This window comes from Pseudomonas sp. So3.2b (assembly GCF_019464415.1).
Taxonomy (GTDB): Bacteria; Pseudomonadota; Gammaproteobacteria; order Pseudomonadales; family Pseudomonadaceae; genus Aquipseudomonas; species Aquipseudomonas shahriarae.
Genome location: NZ_CP080494.1, coordinates 4,717,722 through 4,735,093 on the forward strand (window position 1 = coordinate 4,717,722; position 17,372 = coordinate 4,735,093).

The window sequence follows — 17,372 nt, forward strand, 5'->3', positions numbered from 1 at the left end:
GCAGGCTTCTCCTTAGTTCAGGCCAGTGCGGCGCGGGCGGCTGCGAAGCCATCCGGGGTATTGAGATTGGAAGTCGACACGCCTTCGGCGCAGCGCTTGTTGAGACCGGCCAGGACTTTGCCCGGGCCACACTCAACCAGTTGGGTCGCGCCCTTGGCAGCCAGGGTCTGCACGGATTCAACCCAGCGCACCGGCTTGTACAGTTGCTCCAGCAGGTCGCGCTTGAGGGTTTCCAGGTCCGGGGCCACGTCGGCGCTGACGTTTTGCACCAGCGGGATCTGCGGTGCCTGCCAGTTGATGGCGGCGACGGACTCGGCAAAACGCTCGGCCGCCGGGCGCATCAGTTCGCAGTGGGACGGTACGCTGACCGGCAGCGGCAAGGCACGCTTGGCCCCACGGGCCTTGCAGCCTTCGATGGCACGCTCAACTGCAGCCTTGGCACCGGCGATCACCACCTGGCCAGGGGAGTTGAAGTTGACCGCGCTGACCACTTCGCCCTGGGCCGCTTCGGCACAGGCTTCGATCACCACCGCGTCGTCCAGGCCCAGGATCGCGGCCATGCCGCCCTGCCCGGCCGGAACCGCCTCTTGCATCAGTTGGCCACGGCGCTCTACCAGCTTGACCGCTTCAGCGAGGGTCAGACTGCCTGCCGCAACCAGGGCGCTGTACTCGCCCAGGCTGTGACCGGCAACAAAAGCCGGGCGTGCGCCGCCTTCGGCCAGCCAAACGCGCCACAGCGCGATGGACGCCGTCAGGATGGCCGGCTGGGTTTTATCGGTTTGATTGAGCAGTTCTTCCGGACCGTCCTGGGTCAATGCCCAGAGGTCGTAGCCCAAGGCCGCGGAAGCTTCCTTGAATGTTTCCAGGATCAGCGGGTATTGCGCGCCCAGCTCGGCCAACATGCCGAGGGACTGCGAACCCTGCCCTGGAAAGACGAATGCGAGGGATGTAGACATGTAACAAGCCCCTAATGATCTGGTCGTCGGTGAATTGACGCCCCACAGCTGGGAGCGCAAGAAACTGACAGATTGGATGGTCAATTGAACTGGCCGGTCACATTTAAGCATTCCCGGCCCGATTCGCCTAAGGCAACAGATCCTCAAGACGGCCATGCAAGCGTTGCGGCAGGTTCTCCTGGATCTCGATCAGCGCGCGCGCAATAGCACTCTGAAAGCCCTGGACACCTGCAGAACCGTGGCTTTTTACCACAATACCCTGCAGACCGAGGAAGCTTGCGCCGTTATGCCGCGCCGGGGCCAGGTCCGCCTGCAAGCGCCGCATCAACGGCAACGCCAAGGCACCCACCAGCCGCGAAGCCAGATTGCGCTTGAACAACGCCTCGATCCGCGCAGCAATCATCGTAGCCAGGCCTTCGCTGGACTTAAGCAGGATATTTCCGACAAACCCGTCACAAACCACCACATCGGCCTCGCCACGATATAACCCATCGCCTTCGACAAACCCGATGTAATTCAAGCCCCGCGCCTGCTGCAACAGGCTAGCGGCCAACTTGACCTGCTGGTTGCCCTTGATGTCCTCGGTGCCGATGTTCAGCAAGGCCACCCGTGGCCGCACCACACCCAGCGCCTCGGCCGCGACCGAGCCCATCAGGGCAAAGTGCAGCAGGTGCTCGACGCTGCAATCGACATTTGCCCCCAGGTCCAGCAACTGGCAATAGCCACCCTGTGTCGGAATCGCCGCGACCATCGCCGGCCGATCAATACCCGGCAGGGTTTTCAGCACATGCCGCGACAGCGCCATCAAGGCCCCGGTATTGCCAGCGCTGACACAGGCCTGGACCTTGCCATCGCGCAGCAACTCAAGCGCCACGCGCATTGACGAATCAGGTTTGCCACGCAGGGCCTGGGCCGGCTTTTCATCCATGCCGATGGTTTCGCTGGCCGGCATTATTGTCAGGCGCGCGCGATCCACAGCCGGATGACTGGCAATCAGTTCTTCAAGAAGGGAAGGTTGACCGACGAGGGTCAGGTGCAGCGAGGGCGTAGCAGACAGGCTGGCAATGCATGCCTGGACAATGCTGCGGGGACCGAAGTCCCCGCCCATTGCGTCAATCGCGATGACTTGAGCAGACAAGTGATTACTCGTCAGCGCCCTTGTCGATCACTTTACGGCCACGGTATACGCCTTCTGGCGATACGTGGTGACGCAGGTGAACTTCACCGGTGGTTTTTTCTACAGACAGAGTGCTTGCCGTCAGGGCATCGTGCGAACGACGCATGTCACGGGCAGAGCGGGATTTTTTGTTCTGCTGAACAGCCATAATTGATTAACTCCTAAACGTTTGGGTCACGCTTTAACTGCGCCAATACACTGAACGGGTTGGACCGCGTTACCTCGTCCTCGCTCGGTTCGGACTCGTCATCGAGCCCCGCCGGCTGCTGGCATTCTTCCGGATGATGAGCAGGCACAATGGGCAAGGCGAGCAAAAGCTCCTCCTCGATCAGTGCATGCAGATCCAAAGGATCTTCGCCCAGTTCCAGCACGTCATAACCTTTCGGCAACGACTGGGTATTCGCACCCTCTTTCACCACAGCATAACTGCATTCGCTGTGGATCGGCAGGGTGACCAGCTCAAGACAACGCTGGCAAACCATTTTGACCTCGGTGTCGATAAAGCTGTGGATTACCACAGATTTACGTTCATCTCGCTCAAAAACGAATTTAGCCTGCACCGTACCGACAGTGTCGGAAAGCGGGTCGCAGAGTCTCTCCAAATCGGCCAGCAACACTTCACCTTGGAGGGTGGTGCCACGATCAGCCAATTTGCGCGGGTCAACGTGAGGTGGAATCGGGTCATTCAACATAGGCGCAGCATTATAGGGATGCACCCGCCCATGTCAAAGGAAATTCAGCCCTGTGCGCCAGACTGTCCGCTCGCTAGAATCCGCGACTGCCTTGAGGAGAGCCACATGTTGCCTTTATTACTCGCTTCCAGCTCGGTTTATCGCCGGGAACTGCTGAACCGCCTGCATCTGCCGTTCATCTGCAGCTCTCCGGATATCGACGAAAGCCATCGCATAAATGAGTCCGCGATCGACCTGGTCAAGCGCCTGGCCGAAGAGAAAGCCCGCGCCCTGGCCGGTAGTCATCCAGGGCACCTGATCATCGGCTCGGACCAGGTGGCGACCCTGGACGGCCAGATCATCGGCAAGCCCCACACCTTTGAAAGGGCCCGCGAGCAATTGCTGGCGGCCAGTGGCAGACAGGTCAGCTTCCTGACCGGCCTGGCCCTGCTCAATAGCGACACCGGGCACTGCCAGGTGGACTGCATCCCCTTCACCGTCACAATGCGCCAACTGGCGCCGGCACAGATCGAGCGCTACCTGCGGATCGAGCAGCCCTACGATTGCGCTGGCAGCTTCAAGGCCGAGGGACTGGGAGTGGGCCTGTTTCAGAACACCGCAGGGCCAGACGCCACCAGCCTCGTCGGACTACCACTGATCCGCCTGGTGGATATGTTGCTGGCCGAAGGCGTGCAAATCCCCTGAGAGCCCCACAAAAACCAATGTGGGAGCCGGGCTTGCCCGCGATGACGGCCTGTCAGCAACCCATTGGCTGGCTGATCCACCGCAATCGCGGGCAAGCCCGCTCCCACATTTTGAGCTATGCCAATCGCGAGATCAGCGCAAGGCCGGCCCCTGGAAACCCATGTACAGCGCCAGTTTCTCCGCCACACTGGCCCCCAGCTTCTTGGAGAAACGGTCGAACGGCGATTCCTGGACGGTAAAGTCCACCAACTCCTTCTCGCCAATCACATCCCGTGCTACTGAACTGGCACTGCCCAGACCATCAATCAAGCCCAGCGGCAATGCCTGCTCACCCGACCAGATCAGGCCCGAGAACAACTCCGGATGTTCTTTATCCTTGAGCCGCTCACCGCGCCCCTGCTTGACGCTGGCAATGAACTGGCGATGAGTGGTGTCGAGCACGCTCTGCCAGAACTGGGTTTCGTCAGCCTTTTGCGGCTGGAACGGGTCAAGGAACGACTTGTGCTCCCCGGAGGTGTAGGTACGACGCTCAACCCCCAGCTTCTCCATTGCCCCGACAAAACCGTAGCCGGCCGCCGTCACGCCAATCGAACCCACCAGACTGGCCTTGTCGGCGTAGATCTGGTCGGCGGCGCTGGCGATGTAATAGGCACCCGAGGCGCCCAGGTCAGAGATTACCGCGTACAGCTTGGTCTCTGGATGCAAGGCACGCAGCCGGCGAATCTCGTCATAGACGTAACCCGACTGCACCGGACTGCCGCCAGGGCTATTGATGCGCAACACCACGCCCTTGACCTTGGGATCCTCGAAAGCCGTGCGCAAGCTGCTGACGATATTGTCGGCACTGGCCGACTCCTTGTCGGCAATCACCCCGCTCACCTCGATCAACGCGGTATAGCTACCACTGCGGGCGGCGCTTTTTTCCATATCGACCAAAGGACTGAACAACACCAGCATGCCAATCAGGTAGGTGAAGGTCAGGAGTTTGAAGAAGATCCCCCAGCGCCGGGCGCGGCGCTGTTCCTGGACGCCCGCCAGAAGGGTCTTTTCCAACAACTTCCAGCTTTTATCATCGCCATTGTCAGCACCGGACTTGGTCGGTGCCTTCCACTCATCGGTCATGCCATCTACCCCAGCAAAAACTTAATGGGCCTGGTTGAGCCAGGCGTGCAATTGCGAAAACCGATCAATCGTCAGTCGCGGCTCGTAAGCCTGCAAGGCTTCGGGGGACTGGGCGCCGTAGCTGACGGCGACACTGTCCATGCCGGCATTGCGCGCCATCAACAGATCGAACGAAGCATCGCCGACCATCAACGACTCACGGGCAGACACGCCGCAATGGGCCATGATCTGCTCCAGCATCAATGGATGGGGCTTGCTCGCGGTTTCATCGGCAGCGCGGGTGACGTCGAAATAGTCCTCCCAACCATTGGCCTTGAGCACCCGATCCAGGCCACGCCGGGCTTTGCCGGTGGCCACGGCCAGGTGATAGCCCTGCTCACGCAATGCCGCCAACGACTGCACCACCCCTTCAAACAAAGGCGAAGGCTCGGACTCCAGGGCAATGTAGTGATCGGCGTAATGCTCGCGAAACGCTACCAACTCACTGTCAGCGATCTGCGGGTACAAGGTGCGAATGGCTTCGGGCAATCCCAGGCCAATAATGCCCTTGACCGCCAGATCACTGCACAGCTCGAAGCCGGAACGGGTCGAGGCCACGTGCATGGACTCGACAATCCGACCAATGGAATCGCACAGGGTGCCATCCCAGTCAAAAATCAGCAGCTTGTAGTCAGGGCGCGACACTCAGGCGCTCCACGGTCTTGGCCCACATCTCATCCACAGGGGCCTGCAATTTCAATTCGCCACCATCGGGCAATGGCACCGTCAGCATGTAGGCATGCAGGAACAGGCGTTTGCCGCCAAGGTCACGAATCTCCTTGGAGAAACCCTCGTCGCCGTACTTGGTATCGCCCGCAATACAGTGACCCGCATGCAGGGTATGCACACGAATCTGGTGGGTACGCCCGGTCACCGGCTTGGCCTCGACCATGGTTGCGAAGTCACCGAAGCGCCGCAGCACCTTGAACAGGGTCAGCGCCTCCTTGCCCTCCTCGTCTACCTCGACCATGCGCTCGCCGGAGCGCAGGTTGCTCTTCTGCAACGGTGCCCGCACGCTCTTGATCGAGGACGCCCAGTTGCCACGCACCAGGGCCATATAGCGCTTGTCCACGCCATCGCCGCGCAGGGCGGTATGCAGGTGACGCAACATGCTGCGCTTCTTGGCAATCATCAACAGGCCGGAGGTGTCGCGGTCCAGGCGATGGACCAGTTCCAGCTCCTTGGCATCCGGACGCAACTGACGAAAGGCTTCGATCACCCCGAAATTCAGGCCGCTACCGCCGTGCACCGCAATGCCGCACGGCTTGTTGATCACGATCAGCTTGTTGTCTTCGAAGACAATCGACGCTTCAAGGCGCTGCAACAGGCCCTGGGCCAGCGGCACAGGCTCGTCACGCTCAGGCACGCGAACCGGCGGCACCCGGACGATATCGCCCGCCTGCAGCTTGTACTCAGGCTTGATCCGGCCCTTGTTCACCCGCACTTCGCCTTTACGCAAAATGCGATAAATCAAGGTCTTGGGCACGCCCTTGAGCCTGGCCAGAAGAAAATTGTCGATGCGTTGGCCGGCATATTCCGGCGAGACCTCAAGCAGCTGGACGCTGGGGGTCGGGGGGGTGGTAGTCGTCATGTCGGGAATGATAACAATTTTTTATGGAATTGAAGCACTTAATCATTGCTGCTATAGTCGCGAACGCCGCCAAAAGCGGCCTGGACAGAGGACTCGCGGCAAACTGCCGCCCCTGACCATCGCAATTCATCAGGACGCGAGGCCGTCCTACGGGGCTCTTGCCACACTGGAAGGCTCAAGATTGTAACAAGCGCAGGTGACATGAGGCCTGAAGCGAGTGCAAGAAACAGAGTGATTACTCGTCTCTTGCGCCGATATTTACGGCCAGTTCACAAAGTGCAGTCAGTCTTGTACCAGACCACGGCGAATGCTTCGGAAACAACGCCTGTTATTAGCCATGAGCGTGAACTCCCCATTGGAGAACACGGTAAATGCCAACCCGCTGCGGATTCTGCGCGCGGCAGCACCCGAATTATCAGGGATACGTGTAGGGTGGAGATGCACAACCGTCGGACTGTGTAGCACTAGGCTTATATTTAGACGCTTCATCTCGTCCACAGTCGCCGGTTGATTCCTCCTCCTGACTGAGTGCTTATTAAGTCACCACAGCAAGCAGGACGCGTAAGTCGCGATACCAGCCCAATTGGCCGGTATTGCTGGACACTGGAGTGGCCAACCACTCTTGACGCACCTGACACCGACCGTGAGAAGTCGTGTGTGCCGAACGCCGTTTCCGGCAGCCCGGAAACCGACGGTACAACATGAAAAGAATGCTGATTAACGCAACTCAACCCGAAGAGTTGCGTGTTGCACTGGTAGATGGCCAACGCCTCTACGACCTGGACATCGAGTCCGGTGCACGCGAGCAGAAGAAGGCCAACATCTATAAAGGCCGGATTACTCGCATCGAGCCAAGCCTTGAGGCTGCCTTTGTCGATTTTGGCTCTGAGCGCCATGGCTTCCTGCCCCTCAAAGAAATCTCCCGCGAATACTTCAAGAAAGCCCCTGAAGGCCGCGTGAACATCAAGGACGTCCTGAGCGAAGGCCAGGAAGTCATCGTCCAGGTCGAAAAAGAAGAACGTGGCAACAAGGGCGCCGCCCTGACCACCTTCATCAGCCTGGCTGGCCGTTACCTGGTCCTGATGCCGAACAACCCGCGTGCCGGCGGCATCTCCCGTCGCATCGAAGGCGAAGAGCGCAACGAACTGCGTGAAGCGCTGAACGGCTTGATCGCTCCGGCCGACATGGGCCTGATCGTGCGCACTGCCGGCCTTGGCCGCAGCAGCGAAGAAATGCAGTGGGACCTCGATTACCTGCTGCAACTGTGGACCGCTATTAAAGAAGCGTCCCTGGACCGCTCCGCGCCATTCCTGATCTATCAGGAAAGCAACGTGATCATCCGCGCCATCCGCGACTACCTGCGCCAGGACATCGGCGAAGTGCTGATCGACAGCGTTGAAGCCCAGGACGAAGCCCTGACCTTCATCCGCCAGGTGATGCCGCAGTACGCCAGCAAGATCAAGCTGTACGAAGACAGCGTACCGCTGTTCAACCGCTTCCAGATCGAAAGCCAGATCGAAACCGCCTTCCAGCGCGTGGTCGAACTGCCGTCCGGCGGCTCCATCGTGATCGATCCGACCGAAGCCCTGGTGTCCATCGACATCAACTCGGCGCGCGCCACCAAAGGCAGCGACATCGAAGAAACCGCGTTGCAGACCAACCTGGAAGCAGCCGAAGAAATCGCTCGCCAACTGCGCCTGCGTGATATCGGCGGCCTGATCGTGATCGACTTCATCGACATGACCCCGGCCAAGAACCAGCGCGCCGTGGAAGAAAAAGTCCGCGAATGCCTGGAAGCCGACCGTGCCCGCGTACAAGTTGGCCGTATCTCGCGCTTCGGCCTGCTGGAAATGTCCCGTCAGCGCCTGCGTCCATCCCTGGGCGAAAGCAGCGGCATCGTCTGCCCGCGTTGCAACGGCACCGGCATCATCCGTGACGTTGAATCGCTGTCCCTGGCGATCCTGCGCCTGATCGAAGAAGAAGCCCTGAAAGACCGCACCGCCGAAGTCCGCGCACAAGTGCCGATCCCGGTTGCAGCTTTCCTGCTCAACGAAAAACGCAACTCGATCACCAAGATCGAACTGCGCACCCGTGCCCGTATCGTGATCCTGCCGAACGATCACCTCGAGACGCCGCACTTCGAAGTCCAGCGCCTGCGTGATGACAGCCCGGAAGCCCACAGCGGCCAGTCCAGCTACGAAATCGCCGCTGCCGCTGCCGAAGTCGAAGAAGTCCAGCCAGCCGCCGCAACCCGCACCCTGGTGCGCCAGGAAGCCGCGGTCAAGACCGCACCGGCCCGTGCCAACGCACCGGTACCGACTGAAGTCGCCGCCCCGGTGGCCGCGCCTGCCGTCCTGCCGGAGCCAAGCCTGTTCAAGGGCCTGGTGAAGTCGCTGGTCAGCCTGTTCGCCACCAAGGAAGAGCCTGTTGCTCCAGCCGTGGTCGAGAAGCCAGCCGCTGAACGCCCTGCCCGCAACGAAGAGCGTCGCAACGGTCGCCAGCAGAGCCGTAACCGCAACGGTCGCCGTGACGAAGAGCGCAAGCCTCGCGAAGAACGTGCACCGCGTGAAGAACGCGCCCCCCGTGAAGAGCGCCAGCCGCGCGAAGCCCGTGAAGAAACCCCGGCCGTAGCCCGTGAAGAACGTGCTCCGCGCGAAGAGCGTGCACCACGTGAAGAACGCGCACCGCGTGCCCCTCGCGCCCCGCGTGAAGATCGCAAGCCACGTGGCGAGCGTGAAGAGCGTGTACGTGAACTGCGTGAACCTTTGGACGCTGCCCCAGCTGTTGCCGCCGTAGCAACTGATGTCGCGACTGAAGAACGCCCGGCCCGCCAGCCCCGTGAAGAACGCGCTCCACGCCCACCGCGTGAAGAGCGTCAACCACGCGCCGAGCAGGCTGCCGCAGCCAGCGAAGAAGAACTGCTGAACAACGACGAACAGCCACAGGAAGATGGCCAGGACAACGCCGAAGGCGATCGTCCACGCCGCCGCTCCCGTGGCCAGCGTCGCCGCAGCAACCGTCGTGAGCGTCAGCGTGACGCCAACGGCAATGTGATCGAAGGCTCGGAAGAGACCGGCGAAGCCACTGAAGAAAGCGCCAACAACGAACCGACCAGCACCGAACTGGCTGCTGGCCTGGCCGTTACCGCTGCAGTTGCCAGCTCGGTCATCAGTGCTCCTGCCGAAGCCGAAGCCAACCAGCAGGCCGAGCGTGCCACCGCTGCCGTGCAGGAAACTGCCGCAGTTGAAGCACCGGTTGTCGAAGCCACCACCGTGGTCGAAGCACCTGCCGCTGTAGAAGTGGAAGTTGCACCGGTCCGCGAAGCCCAGCCTGAAGCCGAAGTAGTGGCTGCACCTGCAATCGTGGTTGAGCCCCAGCCTGTGGTCGAAGCTGTTGTCGACGCGCCAGCCGCTGAAGCAACCCCAGAAGTGCGTGAAGTTCGCGAAGAACAGACCGCCTTCCAGTGGACTGCCGAGCCGGCCGTCGTCGCCGAAGCACCTGCCCCGGCACCGGTAGAAGAAGCTCCAGCACCGGTTGCTGAAGTGGTTATCGCCGAACCAGCGGTGGTTGCAGAACCGGTTGTGGTTGCCGAGCCTGCTCCGGTGGTTGTGGAAACCCCAGTGGTTGCCGAAGTGGTCGCCCCAGTGGTTGAAGCCCCTGTCAGCGCCCTGACCGAAAACGGCCGTGCGCCTAACGACCCGCGTGAAGTGCGTCGTCGCAAGCGTGAAGCCGAGCGTCTGCAGAAAGAAGCCGAAGCAGCAGCGGCGGCGGCCCCGGCCGTCGTCGAAGCGGTTGCGCCAGCACCGGCCATCGAAGCAGAAGTTGAGCACACTGCCCCAACCATCGACGAGAACCTGCGTTCCGTTGAAGAAGTGGTAGAGCACAACCCAAAAGCCCTGGAAGAAGAGCACGAGCCTAAACCCCTCGCTTAATTCCAACGGCAATTAAAAAGCCCCGCCTGAGCAATCAGGCGGGGCTTTTTTATGCGACATGTGGGAGCTGGCTTGCCTGCGATGATCGTTAACGATGACGGATAAATACCTGACACCCCGACCAGCTCTTCCAGCCCCTACCTGAATTCCAGTGATTGCGGCACGTCCACATCCCACAACACCCCAGGATCATCCACCTGCACTTCCCGCACCTCAGCCAGGGCAAACACCGCCCTGGCCCCACGATCCCCAGTCAACCCCATCAAGGCCGGCCCCAATTCAGGGCCAAACGCAACAGGATGGCCCTGCTGACCGGCATGCACCGGCACACTGACACCCTCCACTCGCTCTATCACCCGCTCAATACTCGCCGCCTGGATAAACGGCATATCCCCCAACACCACCAGCCAACCCGCCGCCGGGCCACTGGCGGCCACGGCAGCCGCAATGCTGTCGCCCATGCCCGACGAATCCACAAGCAGCACTTCGCAACCGTATGCCCTGGCCAGGCGAATGACCTCGCTGCGCGCAGGCGCGGTGATGACCCAGCGCCGGGTGATACTGGCCGGTAAATTGACCAACACCTGCTCGAAGACCGGCCGTGTCACTCCATCTCGCCCCCTACAAGGGGCCAGCAGTTTGTCTTGGCCGGTTTGCGCGCGGAAGCGGCTGCCCTGCCCCGCCGCCAGGACGATGGCGGTAATGGCGCTCGTCAACTGACCGCCTCCCGCACCGGTTTTGCTTGCAACAGTTCCACACCGTTCTTGATCGCGACGATGTGTGCCATCAGCGACAAGGCAATCTCTGCCGGCGTATGGCTGCCGATATGAAGACCGATCGGACCATGCAGCCGCGCAATCGCCTCGGCTCCCAGCCCCAACACCGCCAGGTTCTCCCGACGCTTGCGGCTATTGGCCCGCGAGCCCAGGGCACCAATGTAGAACGCTCGGGAGTTCAACGCGGTCAGCAGCGCCATGTCGTCCAGGCGCGGATCGTGGGTCAGGGCCACAATGGCCGTGCGCTCGTCCGTCTGGATATTGAGCACGGCCTCATCGGGCATTCCCGGCACAAAGCGCCCGTGTTGTTCTTCCCAGCCATGGACAAACTCCTGGCGTGGATCGCAGATCAGCACTTCAAAATCCAACAGCCGCGCCATTTCTGCCACATAGCGCGACAGCTGCCCCGCACCGATCAGTAACAGGCGCCAGCGCGGGCCGTAGATGGCCCGCAAGCGCTCACCATCAAAACTGACAATGTCGGACTGGCTCGCCGCGCTCAGACGCACGGTGCCCGTCGCCAAGTCCAACTCCCGGGCCACTATTTCATGGGCCTCACAACGCGCCAGCAACTCGGCGACCCAGGCAGGATCACCTACCCGCTCCTCCGTCAGGCGCAAGGTGCCGCCGCAGGGCAGGCCAAAGCGCGCCGCTTCATCCCGGGTCACGCCATAGGTCACCAGTTGCACCGGCGGCCCTTCGTCAGGCAAGCGACCATCGTAAAGCCGAGCGATCAGGTCATCTTCAATGCAGCCACCGGAAACCGAGCCGATCACCACCCCATCGCCGCGCAGGGCCAGCATCGCCCCCGGCGGCCGTGGCGCGCTACCCCAAGTCTGGACCACGCTGTACAGCACCACCCGCTGCCCCGCGCGGCGCCACTCCAGCACGCTGCGCAGGACGTTCAGATCCACGCTGTCCATCAGGCTTTCGCCGCCTGTTGCCAGCCCTGCAGTTGATAACGCACGGGCAAGCTGCGGATACGCTTGCCGGTGGCGGCAAATATCGCGTTGCACAGCGCTGGCGCAATCGGTGGCACGCCCGGCTCACCGACGCCACCCAGGGGCACCTCTCCTTCTGGCGTGACCAAATGTATGGCGATTTCCCGGGGGGCCAGGGACATGCGCGCCACTTCATACATATGGAAGTTGTCCTGCTGGACCTTGCCATCCTTGAAGCTGATTTCTCCCAGGACCGCATTGCCCAAGCCCATGACGCAGGCGCCCTCGAACTGTGAACGGATGCGCTCCGGGTTGATCTGCGGCCCGCAGTCCACCGCAATATCAGCCTTATGCACGATCAGCGTGCCATCATCCTTGACCTCCACCTCGATCACCGCCGCCACATAGGTCACAAAGCTGTAGTGCACCGCCAGCCCCAGGCCGCGCCCCTTGGGCAGCATGCGCCCCCAGCCGGCGGCCTTGGCGGCGGTTTCCAGCACGCCGCGCATGCGCGCGGTATCAATCGGATAACGCTCGGGGGACTCGCCGTAGTTCCACTCTTCACTCAAGGTTCGCGGATCAATCTGACGATCCGGGCCCAGCAGCTTGAGTTGATATTTCAGCGGATCCTGGCCGGCCTTATGGGCCAGTTCATCGACAAAGCTCTGAATGGCAAACCCATGGGGGATGTTCGACACCGAACGGTACCAACCCACGCGGGTGTGGGCAGCCGCTTCGGGGTTTTCCAGGCGCACATTGGGAATGGCGTAGGCCATGTTGGTAAAGCCCATGCCCAACTCGAACGCCGCCTCGTGGTTCATTCCCGGCGCAAACAGCGCAGTGATGCTGGGTGCCACGGTGCGGTGCAGCCAGCCAGAGGGCAGGCCGTCCTTGTTCAGGCCGGCCTTGAGGTACTCGGCGGAGACGGTATGGAAATAGGAGTTATGAATATCGTCTTCACGGGTCCACTGCACGCGTACGGCCTTGCCGGGGAATTCCTTGGCCAGCAGCGCAGCTTCGATGATGAAGTCCGGTTTCGACTTGCGCCCAAAGCCGCCGCCCAACAGGGTGACGTGGATCGTGACGTTATCGAAGGGCAAGCCCAGGCGCTCGGCCACCCGTTCCCGCGTGACCTGCGGCGCCTGGCTCGGAGCCCAGGCCTCGCATCGCCCGTCTTGATAACGGGCTACGGCCACCATCGGCTCCATCGGCGACTGCGCCAGGTGTGGCAAGTAATACGTGGCTTCGAGGGTGCTGTCGGCATCGTTCAGGGCCTGCTCGATACTGCCGGTATTGCGCACCACTTTGCCGGGCTGGAGCGCCGCGGCCTCCAGGGTCTTGCGATAGTCGATGGAGTTGTAGCCAGCATTCGCGCCGTCGTCCCAGACAATCTGCAACGCCTCACGGCCCTTGATCGCCGCCCAGGTATTGCTAGCAACCACCGCCACACCACCCAATGGCTGGAATTCCGAGGGTATGGGTCGGCTTTCGATTTGCAGGACCTTGATCACCCCGGGGACTTTCAGCGCCGCGCTGGCATCGAACGACTTGACCTTGCCGCCGTATACCTTGGGCCGCGCAATGGTCGCGAACAGCATGCCGTCAAAATGCACATCGGCGCCGTACACCGCCCGGCCGTTGACGATATCGGCACCGTCGATGGCCTTGGTGGCTTCCTTGCCGATATAGCGAAACTCCGAGGGCTGCTTGAGCCGCAGGCTGTCGCGCGCCGGCACTGCCAACGCGCTGGCGGCAGCGGCCAGGGCGCCATAGCCCAGTTCGCGGCCGCTGGGCTGGTGAATGACTTTATGCAACTGTGCACGGCATTCGCCCAGCGGGACTTTCCACTGCTCGGCAGCGGCCTGTTCCAGCATGGTTCGCACGGCGGCGCCGCACCGGCGCATCGGTTCGAACCAATGGCGCATGCTGCGCGAACCGTCGGTATCCTGGTTGCCAAAACGCGCTTCGTCACCCGGCGCCTGCGCAACCTTCACCAGCGCCCAATCGGCCTCCAGTTCATCGGCCACCACCATGGTCAGGCTGGTGCGCACGCCCTGGCCCATCTCCGAGCGGTTGCAGATCACGGTGACGGTGCCATCGGTGGCGATGCTGACATAGACCTTGGGATCATCGACCAGGCCATTGGGCATCGCGGCCCCGCCGTATTGCTTCACTTCGTCGGCAAAGGCCTGGGGCAAGCCCCAACTGGCAGCCACCACCAGGGCGCCGGTCGCGCCGACGCCCTTGAGGAAACCGCGCCGGCTAAGGTTGCTCAGGGCGAAATTGCTCGGTAACTGGCTCATGCCTTGGCCCCCTGCAACTGAGTCGCGGCCTGGCGGATCGCCGTCTTGATGCGGTTATAGGTGCCGCAGCGGCAGATATTGCCGACCATGGCTTCTTCAATCTGTGCATCGCTGGGGTTGGGGTTGGTTTTCAGCAAGGCCGTGGCCGACATGATCTGCCCGCCCTGGCAGTAACCGCATTGCGCCACCGCCGTATCCAGCCACGCCTGCTGCACCACCTGGCCAATCGGGTCGTTATGCAGGTTGTCGATAGTGCTGACGTTCTGCCCTTTGACCGAGCCGATGGGCGTGATGCAACTGCGCGCCGGCGCACCGTCGATATGGATGGTGCAGGCGCCACACAGCCCCATGCCGCAACCGAACTTGGTGCCGTTGTAACCCGCTACATCGCGGATCGCCCACAGCAGAGGCATATCCTCGGTGGCATCCAGTGGATGATCTTGACCGTTGAGTTTCAGAGTAATCATGGGCACGCCCGCATAGTGATTGGATTATGGGGTCGAGCTATCTGCCGCTTTCAAGGGAGCGGAGTCGGTACACGCAGATGGCTCAGGCTAATCGGGCTCTCTTGTGAAGACAGGTCTTCACCGGGCCTTTGATAAACAGGGTCTATCGAACAATAAACAGGCATCGTTAGCCTGCTAAGTTAACCCAGCATTAACAAAAAAGCCCTGCAATGCAGGGCTTGGTTCAACACGCTAGAAGCGTAGCTCAATAACGATTGGGCTCCATTTCCAGGTCGACCTTGAAGCGCTCGGCGATATCGCGCTGGATGCGCTGGGCCAGGCTGGAAATATCCAGGCCGGTGGCCGCGCCATAATTGACCAGCACCAGCGCCTGCAAGCGATGCACGCCGGCATCACCCTCGCGAAAGCCCTTCCAGCCGGCCTTTTCAATCAACCAGCCGGCCGCCAGCTTCACTTGCCCATCGGCCTGGGGATAGGCCACCAGATCGGGATATTGCAGCTGCAACTGCGCCGCCAGCTCCTGGGAGACCAGTGGGTTCTTGAAGAAACTGCCGGCGTTGCCCAAGACCGCAGGATCGGGCAGCTTTTCACTGCGGATACTGCAAATGGCCCGACTGACATCGCTCGGGGTCGCCTGGGCAATGCCCTGCTCCGCCAGGCGCTGCTGCACCGGGCCATAGCCGAGTTTCAGGTGTGCGACGCGGTTCAGGGCAAAACGCACCCGCAGGATCAGCCAGCGCCCCACTTCGTGCTTGAACAGGCTGTCGCGGTAGGCGAAGTTGCATTCCTCCAGGCTGAAATCCCGCAACTCGCCCGTCTGGCGGTCGAGGGCGGTCAGCCCGGCGAAGACATCCTTGATCTCGACACCGTAGGCGCCAATGTTCTGCATCGGTGCCGCCCCGACAGTGCCGGGAATCAGGCTGAGGTTTTCCAGGCCAGAGAACCCTTGTGCAAGGGTCCATAGCACAAACGGATGCCAGGCCTCGCCCGCCTCGGCTTCCACCACCACCTGCTGGCCGTCGTCGTGCAGTACTCGGATCCCCTGGGTTGCCATGCGCAACACCAACCCCGGGATATCCTGGGTCAGCAGCAGGTTGCTGCCGCCCCCGATCACCAGCAACGGCAACTGCTGTGCGGCCGCATAGGCCAGGCCCTCGCGCACATCGGCGTCGCTATGGGCTTCGGCGAACCATTGCGCACGCACATCAATGCCAAAACTGTTAAAGGCCTTCAGGGAAACCTGGGGCTGCACATCCAGACTCATAACCGCCCCTTCAATTCGATCACCAGCAAATCACAAGCGGCCTCGATCAGGTCCAGGACCTGCTCGAAACCTTGCTCGCCGTCGTAGTACGGATCCGGCACTTCATCCACCGCCCCATCGTAGCGGCGCAGGAACAGGTCCAGCTCGGCCTTGCCCTGGGCCGGTTGCATGGCCTTGAGGTTGCGCAGGTTGCTCTGGTCCATCGCCAGAATCAGTTCGTAGCGCGCAAAGTCGGCGCGCGACACCTGCTGAGCGCGCTGGGCCGACAAGTCGTAGCCACGACGCAGCGCTGCTTGCTGGCTGCGCTTGTCCGGGGCCTTGCCGATATGCCATTCACCGGTACCGGCAGACGCCACCTCGACCTGGTCCGCCAACCCGGCGGCCCGCAGTTTGTGGCGCAGCACGCCCTCGGCGGTGGGCGAGCGGCAGATATTGCCCAGGCAGACAAACAGGACTTCCATCAAGCCCCCAGCAACCGACGCACGCGCTCGAGGTCTTCCGGCGTATCGACACCGGCCGGCGGCGCTTCTATCGCATCATCGACATGAATGCGCACGCCGTGCCACAGGGCCCGCAATTGCTCCAGGGCCTCGGTGTTTTCCAGCCAGCACGGGCCCCAGGTGACGAAGTCATGCAGGAAGCCGGCGCGGTAGGCGTAAATGCCGATATGGCGGCGATACGGCACGCCCGCCGGCAACACATCACGCTGTTTGGCGAATTCGTCACGTGCCCAGGGCAGGGTCGAACGGCTGAAGGTCAGGGCCAGGCCATTGATGTCGCTGACCACCTTGACCACGTTCGGGTTGAACAGGGTCTCGAGGTCTTCGATAGGCTCGGCCAGGGTCGCCATGCGCGCTTCGGCGTGGGCGGCCAGGTTGGCCGCGACCTGGTCGATGACACACGGCGGGATCAACGGCTCGTCGCCTTGCACATTGACCACGATGGCGTCCGGCGCCAGGCCCAGGTGCGTGGCCACTTCGGCCAGGCGGTCGGTGCCGGAGTTGTGATCTTCACGGGTCAGTACCGCTTCGGCGCCAAAACCCTTGCAGGCCTCGATGATCCGCAGATCATCAGTGGCCACCACTACGCGTTGGGCGCTGCTTTTGCAGGCCTGCTCCCAGACCAGCTGGATCATCGGCTTGGCGCCGATCATCTGCAGCGGTTTGCCGGGCAGGCGGGTGGAGGCGTAGCGCGCGGGGATGACAACAGTGAAGGCAGTGGTCATTTATCCAGGCGCTCGTCGGTCGTCAGGGTGCGGGCTTCGCTTTCCAGCATCACCGGGATGCCGTCGCGGATCGGGTACGCCAGGCCGGCGCCCTTGCTGATCAGCTCGGTCTTGTCGGCACTGAGCTTGAGCGGGCCTTTGCAGATCGGGCAAGCGAGGATATCGAGCAGTTTGGTGTCCATGGGGGTTTCCTGGATAAAAAC

General features: G+C 61.8%; 17 protein-coding genes. 2 read left to right on the forward strand and 15 right to left on the reverse strand.

Features of this window, described 5'->3' with window-relative positions:
- Positions 1–17: 17 nt before the first annotated feature.
- From fabD to K1X80_RS21125, 4 genes are all read right to left on the reverse strand, one after another.
- Positions 18–956, reverse strand: coding sequence for an ACP S-malonyltransferase (fabD, locus tag K1X80_RS21110; RefSeq protein WP_057960394.1), 939 nt, complete (start codon positions 954–956; stop codon positions 18–20).
- A gap of 127 nt (positions 957–1,083) precedes the next feature.
- Positions 1,084–2,094, reverse strand: a complete 1,011-nt coding sequence (plsX, locus tag K1X80_RS21115) for a phosphate acyltransferase PlsX (protein WP_220172504.1) — start codon at positions 2,092–2,094, stop codon at positions 1,084–1,086.
- A 4-nt stretch (positions 2,095–2,098) separates the two neighbouring features.
- On the reverse strand, positions 2,099–2,281 hold the full coding sequence (gene rpmF, locus K1X80_RS21120; protein WP_004371305.1) for a 50S ribosomal protein L32: 183 nt from the start codon (positions 2,279–2,281) through the stop codon (positions 2,099–2,101).
- A gap of 13 nt (positions 2,282–2,294) precedes the next feature.
- Positions 2,295–2,825, reverse strand: a complete 531-nt coding sequence (locus K1X80_RS21125; RefSeq protein ID WP_057960396.1) for a YceD family protein — start codon at positions 2,823–2,825, stop codon at positions 2,295–2,297.
- Positions 2,826–2,930: 105 nt separating this feature from the next.
- Here K1X80_RS21125 and K1X80_RS21130 point away from each other — a divergent pair, with 105 nt between their 5' ends.
- Positions 2,931–3,509: a nucleoside triphosphate pyrophosphatase gene (locus K1X80_RS21130; protein ID WP_220172505.1), complete on the forward strand. Its 579-nt coding sequence runs from the start codon at positions 2,931–2,933 to the stop codon at positions 3,507–3,509.
- Positions 3,510–3,641: 132 nt separating this feature from the next.
- On the opposite strand, the gene sppA is transcribed toward K1X80_RS21130, so the two are convergent.
- The 3 genes from sppA to rluC are packed head-to-tail and all read right to left on the reverse strand — an operon-like array spanning position 3,642 to position 6,261.
- Complete coding sequence (gene sppA, locus K1X80_RS21135) at positions 3,642–4,631, reverse strand: signal peptide peptidase SppA (RefSeq protein WP_057439606.1); 990 nt, start codon at positions 4,629–4,631, stop codon at positions 3,642–3,644.
- 21 nt (positions 4,632–4,652) lie between these two features.
- Positions 4,653–5,315, reverse strand: coding sequence for an HAD-IIIA family hydrolase (locus K1X80_RS21140; protein WP_057439607.1), 663 nt, complete (start codon positions 5,313–5,315; stop codon positions 4,653–4,655).
- Entirely contained in the window at positions 5,302–6,261 is a 960-nt protein-coding gene (rluC, locus tag K1X80_RS21145) for a 23S rRNA pseudouridine(955/2504/2580) synthase RluC (RefSeq protein ID WP_005790558.1), read from the reverse strand. Before rluC ends, K1X80_RS21140 begins: the two co-directional genes overlap by 14 nt.
- A 701-nt stretch (positions 6,262–6,962) precedes the next feature.
- Between rluC and rne the strand changes: the two genes are divergently transcribed.
- Complete coding sequence (gene rne / locus K1X80_RS21150) at positions 6,963–10,193, forward strand: ribonuclease E (RefSeq protein ID WP_169960816.1); 3,231 nt, start codon at positions 6,963–6,965, stop codon at positions 10,191–10,193.
- A gap of 137 nt (positions 10,194–10,330) precedes the next feature.
- Here the strand turns inward: rne and K1X80_RS21155 are convergent, their stop codons facing one another.
- From K1X80_RS21155 to K1X80_RS21190, 8 genes are all read right to left on the reverse strand, one after another.
- The gene (locus K1X80_RS21155; protein ID WP_178118177.1) at positions 10,331–10,909 is read right to left on the reverse strand and encodes an NTP transferase domain-containing protein; all 579 of its coding nucleotides are present in this window, start codon (positions 10,907–10,909) and stop codon (positions 10,331–10,333) included.
- Entirely contained in the window at positions 10,906–11,892 is a 987-nt protein-coding gene (locus K1X80_RS21160; RefSeq protein ID WP_057960401.1) for an XdhC family protein, read from the reverse strand. Before K1X80_RS21160 ends, K1X80_RS21155 begins: the two co-directional genes overlap by 4 nt.
- Entirely contained in the window at positions 11,892–14,213 is a 2,322-nt protein-coding gene (locus K1X80_RS21165) for a xanthine dehydrogenase family protein molybdopterin-binding subunit (protein WP_220172506.1), read from the reverse strand. Before K1X80_RS21165 ends, K1X80_RS21160 begins: the two co-directional genes overlap by 1 nt.
- Entirely contained in the window at positions 14,210–14,680 is a 471-nt protein-coding gene (locus tag K1X80_RS21170; protein WP_057960403.1) for a (2Fe-2S)-binding protein, read from the reverse strand. The genes K1X80_RS21165 and K1X80_RS21170 overlap by 4 nt, the downstream gene beginning before the upstream one ends.
- 244 nt (positions 14,681–14,924) lie before the next feature.
- Positions 14,925–15,944, reverse strand: a complete 1,020-nt coding sequence (gene murB, locus K1X80_RS21175; RefSeq protein WP_200659463.1) for a UDP-N-acetylmuramate dehydrogenase — start codon at positions 15,942–15,944, stop codon at positions 14,925–14,927.
- A complete protein-coding gene (locus K1X80_RS21180) occupies positions 15,941–16,405 on the reverse strand; it encodes a low molecular weight protein-tyrosine-phosphatase (RefSeq protein ID WP_057960405.1) in 465 nt (154 codons plus the stop codon). Before K1X80_RS21180 ends, murB begins: the two co-directional genes overlap by 4 nt.
- Complete coding sequence (gene kdsB, locus K1X80_RS21185) at positions 16,405–17,169, reverse strand: 3-deoxy-manno-octulosonate cytidylyltransferase (RefSeq protein WP_057960406.1); 765 nt, start codon at positions 17,167–17,169, stop codon at positions 16,405–16,407. The genes K1X80_RS21180 and kdsB overlap by 1 nt, the downstream gene beginning before the upstream one ends.
- Positions 17,166–17,351, reverse strand: coding sequence for a Trm112 family protein (locus K1X80_RS21190; protein ID WP_003174668.1), 186 nt, complete (start codon positions 17,349–17,351; stop codon positions 17,166–17,168). The genes kdsB and K1X80_RS21190 overlap by 4 nt, the downstream gene beginning before the upstream one ends.
- Between the last annotated feature and the right edge of the window lie 21 nt (positions 17,352–17,372).